General features: G+C 51.9%; 11 protein-coding genes. 4 read left to right on the top strand and 7 right to left on the bottom strand.

Features of this window, described 5'->3' with window-relative positions:
* Positions 1-121 precede the first annotated feature (121 nt).
* Together BV390_RS25615 and BV390_RS25610 are read left to right on the top strand one after the other, a co-directional pair.
* On the top strand, positions 122-541 hold the full coding sequence (locus BV390_RS25615; RefSeq protein ID WP_085397464.1) for a translesion error-prone DNA polymerase V autoproteolytic subunit: 420 nt from the start codon (positions 122-124) through the stop codon (positions 539-541).
* Between the two features lie 2 nt (positions 542-543).
* Positions 544-1,809, top strand: a complete 1,266-nt coding sequence (locus tag BV390_RS25610; RefSeq protein ID WP_085397463.1) for a Y-family DNA polymerase — start codon at positions 544-546, stop codon at positions 1,807-1,809.
* Positions 1,810-1,921: 112 nt separating this feature from the next.
* Here BV390_RS25610 and BV390_RS25605 read toward each other — a convergent pair whose 3' ends face one another.
* Both BV390_RS25605 and BV390_RS25600 read right to left on the bottom strand, forming a co-directional pair.
* The gene (locus BV390_RS25605; protein WP_032688058.1) at positions 1,922-2,233 is read right to left on the bottom strand and encodes a hypothetical protein; all 312 of its coding nucleotides are present in this window, start codon (positions 2,231-2,233) and stop codon (positions 1,922-1,924) included.
* Positions 2,234-2,450: 217 nt separating this feature from the next.
* Complete coding sequence (locus BV390_RS25600) at positions 2,451-3,434, bottom strand: NAD-dependent epimerase/dehydratase family protein (protein WP_085397462.1); 984 nt, start codon at positions 3,432-3,434, stop codon at positions 2,451-2,453.
* Between the two features lie 94 nt (positions 3,435-3,528).
* On the opposite strand from BV390_RS25600, the gene BV390_RS25595 reads away from it, so the two are divergent.
* Positions 3,529-4,437, top strand: coding sequence for a LysR family transcriptional regulator (locus BV390_RS25595; RefSeq protein ID WP_032688056.1), 909 nt, complete (start codon positions 3,529-3,531; stop codon positions 4,435-4,437).
* A 342-nt stretch (positions 4,438-4,779) separates the two neighbouring features.
* On the opposite strand, the gene BV390_RS25585 is transcribed toward BV390_RS25595, so the two are convergent.
* The 3 genes from BV390_RS25585 to BV390_RS25575 all read right to left on the bottom strand — a co-directional run bounded on the left by BV390_RS25585 (position 4,780) and on the right by BV390_RS25575 (position 6,341).
* The gene (locus BV390_RS25585) at positions 4,780-5,115 is read right to left on the bottom strand and encodes a helix-turn-helix domain-containing protein (RefSeq protein WP_032688054.1); all 336 of its coding nucleotides are present in this window, start codon (positions 5,113-5,115) and stop codon (positions 4,780-4,782) included.
* A 56-nt stretch (positions 5,116-5,171) separates the two neighbouring features.
* Positions 5,172-5,423, bottom strand: a complete 252-nt coding sequence (locus BV390_RS25580) for a YdgH/BhsA/McbA family protein (RefSeq protein WP_032688052.1) — start codon at positions 5,421-5,423, stop codon at positions 5,172-5,174.
* A 138-nt stretch (positions 5,424-5,561) separates the two neighbouring features.
* Positions 5,562-6,341 (bottom strand): SDR family oxidoreductase, encoded by a 780-nt coding sequence (locus BV390_RS25575; RefSeq protein ID WP_085397461.1) that lies wholly within the window; start codon positions 6,339-6,341, stop codon positions 5,562-5,564.
* 148 nt (positions 6,342-6,489) lie between these two features.
* On the opposite strand from BV390_RS25575, the gene BV390_RS25570 reads away from it, so the two are divergent.
* Positions 6,490-7,383 carry a LysR family transcriptional regulator gene (locus tag BV390_RS25570; RefSeq protein WP_032688049.1) on the top strand — a complete coding sequence of 298 codons (894 nt, stop codon included), beginning with the start codon at positions 6,490-6,492 and terminating at the stop codon, positions 7,381-7,383.
* Positions 7,384-7,407: 24 nt separating this feature from the next.
* Here the strand turns inward: BV390_RS25570 and BV390_RS25565 are convergent, their stop codons facing one another.
* Positions 7,408-8,397, bottom strand: a complete 990-nt coding sequence (locus BV390_RS25565; RefSeq protein WP_032695901.1) for an aldo/keto reductase — start codon at positions 8,395-8,397, stop codon at positions 7,408-7,410.
* A 27-nt stretch (positions 8,398-8,424) separates the two neighbouring features.
* Positions 8,425-9,276, bottom strand: a complete 852-nt coding sequence (locus BV390_RS25560; protein WP_085397460.1) for an aldo/keto reductase — start codon at positions 9,274-9,276, stop codon at positions 8,425-8,427.
* Positions 9,277-9,571 lie beyond the last annotated feature (295 nt).

The raw sequence follows: 9,571 nt of genomic DNA, 5'->3' as shown, positions 1-9,571 counted from the left end.
AGCGGTTCACCGCCAGACACCCGAGGCAGGAGCCCGGTGCGTAAATCGCGCACGCCGGGATCTGTGCGGGGGGTATCCGGTAACGGGTATCCCTACCGCGACATTTTTAATGGTGGTTATCATGCCGTTTTTCACACCTGCCGACCTACGCCAGATAGTGGCGTTGCCTTTGTTCAGCGATCTTGTGCCATGCGGCTTTCCGAGCCCGGCACAGGATTATGTCGAGCGGCGCATTGACCTGAATGAAATGATGATTCAGCACCCTAGCGCGACCTATTTTGTGAAATCCACCGGCGATTCAATGATCGACGCCGGAATTGGCGAAGGGGATTTGCTGGTGGTGGATAGCTCCCGTAAGGCTGAGCATGGCCATATCGTTATTGCCGCGGTCGATGGCGAATTTACCGTTAAGCGCCTGCAGCTGCATCCCGTGGCGATGCTTAAGCCTGAAAACAGCGCCTATTCCCCGATCGTGATTGGCCGCGAAGATCGGCTGGACATTTTCGGGGTGGTGACCTACATCGTGAAGTCGGTGAGCTGATCATGTTTGCGCTGTGCGATGTGAATTCGTTTTATGCCTCTTGTGAAACCGTTTTTCGCCCGGACCTGAAGGGGCGGCCCGTGGTGGTGTTATCCAATAACGACGGATGCGTTATTGCGCGTTCTGCCGAAGCGCAATCGCTGGTGAAAACCGGCGAACCGTACTTCAAACTGAAGGATCTTTTCAGGCGTCACCGGGTGGTTTGCTTCAGTAGCAACTATGAACTCTACGCGGACATGTCCAATCGGGTGATGACCACGATCGAGGAGATGTCTCCCCGCTGCGAAATATACTCTATTGATGAGATTTTTTGTGACCTTACCGGCGTGCGCCACTGTCGCGATCTGACAGAGTTTGGCCGCGAAATCAGAGCCACGGTTCTGCAACGCACGCATCTGACGGTTGGGGTGGGTATCGCCCAGACCAAAACCCTGGCCAAACTGGCGAACCATGCGGCAAAAAAATGGCAACGGCAGACCGGAGGGGTGGTCGATCTGTCAAATATTGAGCGTCAGAGGAGGCTCATGGCGGCATTATGTGTCGGTGACGTCTGGGGCGTAGGCCGGCGGATTGCGAAAAAACTGGAAGGGCTGGGCATCAAGACCGTCCTGCAGCTGGCAGACACCGATATTCGCTTTATCAGAAAGCATTTCAACGTTGTGCTGGAGAGAACCGTGCGCGAACTACGCGGCGAGCCATGTCTTGAACTGGAAGAGTTCGCCCCGATCAAACAGGAGATTATCTGCTCCCGTTCCTTCAGCCACTACATCATGGAATATGATGAGATGCGGCAGGCGATTTTCAGCTATGCCGCTCGGGCTGCGGAGAAACTGCGTAGCGAGCATCAATATTGCCGCTTTATCTCCGCGTTTGTTAAAACCTCGCCATTTGCGCGCAACGAGCCGTATTACAGCAACAGCGCATCCTTTAAACTGCTGACGCCGACCCAGGACAGCCGGGATATTATCGGTGCGGCGATACGCTGTCTGGATGCCATCTGGAAAGATGGCCTGCGCTATCAGAAAGGGGGGGTTATGCTGGGTGACTTTTATAGCCAGGGGGTGGCGCAGCTTAACCTGTTCGATGAAAATGCGCCGCGACACAACAGCCAGAAGCTGATGGCGGTGTTGGATCGTCTTAATGCGAAAGAGGGGCGCGAAACGCTTTATTTCGCCGGGCAGGGTATTCAGCCGCAGTGGCGGATGAAACGGGAAATGCTTTCGCCGAGATACACCACGCGATATGCCGATCTGCTCACGGTTAAGTGATAATCCTCAGGGCAGTACCTGTCGCTTGTGCCAAAAGTGAACGCTGAGAAGTCGAATTTTTGCAAGATGATGACCATTCCGGGTTACCGATAAGGTTGCCCCGGAAATGGAGCTAAAGCGGTGAAATGGCGTCTACAACATGCTGAAAGACGTAGGGGTCGGAAAGTAGCTCAAATTCTTCATCATCTGGATAAGTAACCGCGACTTGATAGTTTTCTCCAGCAAAGGCTTTCACCGACGGTAAATCCTGCCAGTAAGTTGCCAGAAAGAAGTGCTCCCGATCGCCCTGGGTTTCCCTGCGCACAAATGCACCTCTGTTCCCCTCGATACTCCTTGAGTGCTCCACGCCCGTCCTCTGAAGATGATTCGCAAAACCTTCTGCGTGTTTAAGCGGAACACAACCGTGCCAGGTCCTTACAATCATAAGCTTTCCCTCATTTAACCACAGAATATCACCATACCACCTAAAGAGAGCTGGATGGGCAATTTGCGGCGCATGTTCGCGCAATCCGCACAATATTTATCCGGATTAAGCCGTGCGTCTCTCCTGCCGGTCCGCGCCTCGATCCAGGAAAACGGCATGTTCTCTGGCGCTGTCTGTCTCGGGCCAGGAGAGAACTTAAAATACTGCGCTGACCCGTTCACGAAGGCGTTTCTGGCGCATGATTAAGGCAGCCCAGACCAATTAAGGTCTGGTGTACGGCCTCAATAAGAGGGGTATGCGGTTCGTGGCCCAGAAAATCGATCAGTTTTGTATTGTCCAGCCGTATTGGCTGTTGCCACAAATATCGCATCTCCAGCATTTCATGCAGCGTGGTATTGAAAGGGGACATCGCAAAGATGAGCCACCAGGGAAACGAGGTTACCTTCGCTTTAACCCCGGCAAGTTGCGCGACATGCTGTATGGCTGCGGCCATCGCCGTGCCATCGGGATCCCAGTGTCCACGCATATGAAAACAGGCAAACGGTTTGAGTTGATCCCGACGCGCTAACAGCGCTGCCAGGGTCCTGGCAACGTCCGGCAGCCAGGCCCACTGATGGCCTGTCCCGGCTTTGCCCGGGTTTTTAATTATCTGCGGGCGTTGTCCCGGTTTGATCCATCCCTGTGAAAACCAGTTATTGCCTGCGTCAGGGCCAAAGAAGTCACCTGCCCGCAAAATCAGCACCCTCCCGCCACGCTGCGCGTAGGCTAACAGCGCCTTCTCCATTTGCACCCGTATAGCCCCTTTTCGGGTGACGGGATTTTGGGGAGCGTCTTCCCGCAAGAGAGGAAAGGCGTCCGGACCGTAGTTGTAAACGGTGCCCGGGAGAACGATTAATGCACCGTTTCGCTCCGCTGCATGGATAGTGTTATGTAACATTGGCAAAACCAGTTGTTCCCAGTTTCGATAACCCGGCGGATTAACGGCGTGGACAATCACACTACACGCTGACGCGGCAGACGCGACCTGCTCTGCATTCAGCGCATCACCGCTTATCCACGTTATACTTCCGTGCTCTTCATTCTGCGGGGCGTGGCGACGCAATGCATGAACATCCCATTGATCGCGGACGAGCTGACGGGCGATTTCTCCACCGATCCCGCCTGTGGCGCCGAGTATGAGTACCTTGTTTTTGCTTTTCATCGTCTTACCTCTGCCGGATGTCTGCTTGACAGCGTAGTGCTTGCGCGAGCTAAATGTAATTGCATGACATCAGAGAGCAGGTATGCATTTTTGTATGAAGCTAAACATTCCATGGGAATGGTATCGAACCTTCCTGGCGGTGATGAAAGAAGGCTCCCTGTCGGGGGCCGCCCGTATGCTTGCCATTACCCAGCCCACCGCGGGACGCCACGTGGCGGCGCTGGAATCAGCACTGGGTCTGGTATTGTTTACACGCTCTCAGACGGGCCTGCAGCCCACGGATGCAGCCGTCGCGCTGCAAGGCCATGCGCAAGCAATGGAAAACACGGCCAGTATGATTGAGCGATCGGCCGCCAGCTTCAGCACCCGCACCGCCGGATTGCGTGGCGTGGTGCGTGTTTCGGCGAGCGAAATTATCGGCACAGAAGTTCTGCCTCCCCTCATTGCGCAAATTAAAGAGGCTTACCCGCAGGTTACAATTGAACTGGTTTTATCTAACCGGATTCAGGATTTATTGAACCGGGAAGCGGATATTGCAGTACGCATGACCACGCCGGTGCAGGAGCAACTGATTGCACGGCGGATGGGCAGTATCGAAATTGGTCTGCATGCCGCACCTTCCTATCTGGCACGGCATGCCGCACCGGAAAGTATGGAGGCGTTGTTCACGCATACGCTGGTGGGTTTTGATAAAACAACGCCATTTATTTTACAGGCCCTGAAACACTATCCTCAGCTGCATCGTGAACTATTTACCGTGCGCACTGACAGCGATGTGGCGCAGTTGAACCTGATTCGCGCAGGTGCTGGCATCGGTATATGTCAGGTTCAACTGGCCGATTTTCCTGTGCAGTTACAGAGATTGCTGCCTGATTTCTTTGCTTTTCATCTCGATACCTGGCTGGTAATGCATGAGGATCTTCGCCACAGCAAGGCCTGTAAAACGGTATTCGATATTCTTGCCGAGGGGTTGCGGGCTTATATCGCAAAGGCGAAAGCGTGATATCCCCCATACCTCCCGGGCCACAGAAGCGCACTCTTTTATTTTCGCAGAGTTACCGACAGAACCGCATTCTGCAATCAGCAGCACAAGACCGGGGAGGTGGGGGCTCACATGCCGGGGAGCCCACTCAGATTCTGCATTTCAATATCCGCAGCCTGAAGGCGACTGCTGAAAAGGGGGATTATCTGGCGACGTTGGCAGCCCCGGGGCGTTATGTGCGGATCGGTAGCGATCGGCTTCTGGTCTGTTTTCTGCTGATGTGCAATGGCTGAAGGCGCAGAAGCTGGAATAAATTTCTATTCGCGTGATATGAAGAAAATTGGAATGGTTCACGTCGTGCTATTATTTTGTCCTGTTAGCGTGTCGATACCTTAATGGTGGCAGCTTATAATTTTTAGAAAAAATTCGCGTAAAGGTCTGCTGTGAGTCAAATCCATATTTACAGGCGATGCTGATCACGGGCTCATTAGTCTCGATAAGATCTTTTGCCGCCAGTCTAAGTTTCTTATCTCTGATATATTTCCCCAGACTCACTTCTTTTACCTGTACAAAAATCCGCTGAAGATGCCATTTGGAATATCCTGCCCGGGCAGCAACATCCTCAATCCTCAGCGGTTTGTGTAAGTTTGAATCAATCCATTGGGTTATCTCATCGATGATGTCTTCTGTTCTGAACATAAATCGATGCTCATAATAAAAGGTTTATGACACATCCTTTACAGGATGCTAATGATTCATTTATAGATTTCGGCAACTCCGTGTAGCCTGTTATTTCCCGTCGCGGACAGGATTTTGAATGATGTTGCACCTTGCTCGTCAGCCTTACGAGAAAGCGCACTCGATAACTCATCAAGCGTATAGGCATTGCTGGCCGAGACTACACCTATTTTTTCTTTCCCATCTGCATGACTAATTTCCTGAGCTGCAGAGGCGGCATTCACTGAAATAAATACCATGAACAATGTCGTAATCAGTCGTGCTTTCATATTTAACACCTCTTTTAAACGATATGGTTAAAACTGGACTTCTGGCAGAAGGAACGTCCTCCGTCTTGATATTTAAATATACAGATCTAAGCTGTCATCAGGCTGACCGCTATATGACAAAATTGTCAGGGTTTTAGCTTAGTTAAGCTTGTGTGCATACTGATTCAGCTCGTTAATAATGCACCCAGGTTCTTCACTAAGAGGCATATTGTCCATATCTAAAATCCCATCATTTTTTTGGCGATTATCCGTTTGCAGCTCGGCAAACAGAGGGGTGAGATCCTGCTGTGCTTCCCCTCGTTCAGCCACCAGTTCGAACGTTTTATTTTTTGCCGCATCGTTACTCAGGGCGCTGACCAGAACCCGGGCGATTTGCTCTCGGGATATCACGCCATCTTCCGGCGTTCCCGCATGGCGTCGATCGCCCTGCAGCATAACGATTTTGTGCTCATCATCATTGTTGTAGTCAAACCAGCCGGGCCTGACGATGGTGTAGGGATGGCCACTCGCCCTGACCAGACGTTCGGCGCGTCTTTTCCAGTCATGAACCTCAGTCCGTTGATTCCAGGTGCTGAGTCGTTCAGTCACGCCAATCGTGGTCATTAAGCTGATGCGAACAGGGGTATCCCTGAACATTCGCAAAAGGTTACGTACACCGCCGTAATCTATCGCTCTGGCCCCAATACGCCCCTGGCCATCGGAACCGAGAGTGAAGATGACGGCATCAATATCTTTCGGCAAATCGCTGAGGGTTTCGGGCATGGAAACGTCGCCATAGAAAATATCCGTGCCACGAGGAAGCCGTTTTACTTTGCGTCGATTTCTGACCAGAGCCACGGGGTGATGGCCCATATCAATAGCGGTATTTACGACATGCAGACCTATACTTCCTGTCGCTCCGGCAACGAGTATTTTCATGATAAACCTTCTGATAATTCAGATTTATTTTCGATACGGCCAGAATATCAATTATCATTATTGTCAGTAATGGGGCTAAAATAATTGCGTCTATGAACACCCTTCATGAGTGCGCTGCGAAGGGAATGCATCCATAAGGAAATCGCCAATGCTCAAAGAAAACTTCAATGAACTGCAAATCTTTCTTGTCGTCGCAAGAGAGCGGAGTTTTACCAAAGCAGCGGGCAAACTGGGTGTTTCTCAGTCGGCACTCAGCCATGCGATGAAAGCGCTGGAGGAAAGGCTAAATATCCGTCTTCTGACCCGTACGACCCGAAGCGTTGCCCCTACAGAAGCCGGTGAGAGAATTATTGCCTGCCTTGAACCCCGTATTGCCGATCTTGAGCAGGAGCTGGAATCGCTTGTGCAACTTAATGGCACCGCCTCCGGTAATATCCGTTTATCCGCCGGGGAGCATGCCGCGCGAAGTCTGGTATGGCCGAAGTTAAAACCTTTCCTCAGGGAATATCCGGAAATTAATCTCGAACTGGTGGTTGATAACGGCTTTGTCGATATTGTTGAAGGGCGTTTTGATGCCGGGATCCGTCTGGGCGAAAGCGTGGATAAAGACATGATCGCCGTGAGGATTGGGCCGGATATGCGCATGGCTGTGGTGGGCGCGCCGTCATATTTTGCCGCTAATCCCGTGCCTGACACGCCTCACGAGCTACAAAATCATCGCTGTATCAATATGCGCCTGCCGACGGCCGGTGGACTTTATCATTGGGAGTTTGAGAAGGAAGGGAAACCGTTGCGGGTCAGAGTAGAAGGGCAGGTAACCTTTAATCTGCAGGCGGAAAGGATTGATGCGGCTTTATCCGGTTTTGGCATCGCCTGTATACCTGAAGACAGGGTGCAGGATTATATAAAGTCAGGAGAGCTTATTCAGGTTCTGCAGGACTGGTGTCCGTCTTTCCCCGGATATTATCTTTACTACCCCAGTCGTAAGCAGCATCCGCCCGCTTTTGCGCTGATGATCGATGCCCTTCGCTACCAGGAATAACGGGTCCGTAGACCCGTCCGGGTATTAACGGCCCACGCGAGCTTGATGCTCAGGGGAGTAACGTGCGCCGACGATTTTAATCGTTTCCAGCGCCTGGGTTATCTGCCGTGAGTCATCCTGCGAAAGAACGATGTTGGCAGCGCCGAGGTTTTCCTCCAGCCGGTGCAGTTTAGTGGTGCCCGGGATGGGGACAATCCACGGCTTTTGTGCCAGCAACCATGCCAGTGCAATTTGCGCAGACGTTACGCCTTTCCCGGCTGCCAGTTCACCCAACAACGAAACCAGCTTTTCATTGGCTGCCATCGCTTGTTCGGCGAAACGCGGCACGGTACTGCGGTAATCATCCTTCCCGAAAGTGGTTCCTGGCTTAATCGATCCCGTCAGGAAGCCTTTGCCTAATGGACTGAAGGGCACGAAACCAATGCCCAGCTCCTCCAGCAACGGCAGGATCTCCTGCTCAGGCTCGCGCCACCACATGGAGTACTCACTTTGCAGGGCAGTGACAGGCTGTACAGCATGCGCACGACGAATGGTCTGCGCCCCCGCTTCGGAGAGACCGAAATGTTTGACTTTACCTTCAGCTATCAGGTCTTTCACCGTTCCCGCAACATCTTCAATGGGGACATCCGGGTCGACACGGTGTTGATACAGCAGATCAATGACATCAGTCTTAAGACGGCGTAATGATCCTTCAACAGCTTCACGGATATGCTCCGGGCGGCTGTTTAAAATCTGCTGCTTGTTGTCCGCACCGAAGGTAAAACCAAATTTGGTGGCGATGACCAGACGATCACGAAACGGTTTTAAGGCTTCACCGACAACCTCTTCATTAAGATATGGGCCATACACTTCGGCGGTATCAAAGAACGTGACGCCACGTTCAACCGCTGCGCGAATAAGCTCGATCGCCTGACGCGTATCTGTCGCCGGGCCGTAGCCGTGGCTTAAGCCCATGCAACCGAGTCCAAGGGCGGAGACTTCGAGTCCGGATTTACCCAGATAACGTTTTTGCATTGAATAAATACCTCTTTTTATTGCGGCTTAAACATCCAGCTTGCGACCGGTCAGCCATTCCACCATCGCCGGATCGCGGTGAGAGAAGAAGGCGCTGGTTGCGGTATCAAGGGCGGCAATTTGCAGCATATCTTCAGAACTGAGTTCAAAATCGAGAATGTTGATGTTCTCTTCCATGCGCTCTTTGCGTACTGATTTCGCCAGCGAAACGACGCCTCGCTGGAAGATCCACCGCAGCACAACCTGGCCTACGCTCTTGCCGTACTTCTGACCCATCGCTGTTAACACCGGATGCTGGAACAGACCATTTTTACCTTCTGCAAACGGTGCCCAGGCTTCCGGCTGGATACCACGGCTTTGATTCCATGGAACCGCATGCAGCTGCTGGTTGAAGGGGTTAACTTCAATCTGGTTTACCGCTGGGACAATGTTGTTGAAGGCGATAAGGTCGGCCAGTCTGTCAGGGTGGAAATTGCTGACGCCAATGGCGCGAATTTTGCCTGCCTGCTGCAGTTCTTCCATGGCACGCCAGGCCCCATGAACATCACCGTAAGGCTGGTGAATCAGGTACAGGTCAACGTAATCAAGTTGCAGTCGATTCAGCGAGCGTTCGAACTGTGCTTTAGCGCCTTCGTAATGGGTGTCCTGCAACCACAGTTTGGTTGTGACAAAGAGTTCGTTACGTGCAATACCGGTCTGTTTCAGTGCGTTCCCGACCTGGGTTTCATTCTGGTAAGACGCGGCGGTATCGATCAGACGGTATCCCGTATCAATGGCGTCAATAACGGCTCTTTCGCACTCAGCGGCATCAGACATCTGAAACACACCAAAGCCCAGCAGGGGCATTTCAATCCCGTTGTTCAGTTTTACAGTTTGCATGACGTTATCCTTCAGCTGTTGTGTAGGAAAAGCATAACGCAATGCGATTTATTCGATTAGATGGGGTAATTAGCTAGGGTTTATTAGATTTGTTCATTAATTTAGAGGGGGAGAAATCGGTTTTTTATCAAAAGTGGACGGCGCAATGTGTGTTCAGCTAACGCAAATTCAGCAAAGCACTTCCGCATAAGTTGTTGTGCAACTCCTTTACCAGGGGAGGGATTATGGCAAGTTCTTCTGCGGCAGAGGGACTTGCCCTACGGATTAACAGTGGTCATTACTCTCGGAAAAGCAT

The sequence above is a fragment of the Klebsiella sp. YJ genome (genome assembly GCF_002108615.1).
Classification (GTDB): domain Bacteria; phylum Pseudomonadota; class Gammaproteobacteria; order Enterobacterales; family Enterobacteriaceae; genus Klebsiella; species Klebsiella planticola.
Note: the sequence above shows the minus strand (reverse complement) of the source record. Positions and strands in the feature narration are given on the sequence as shown.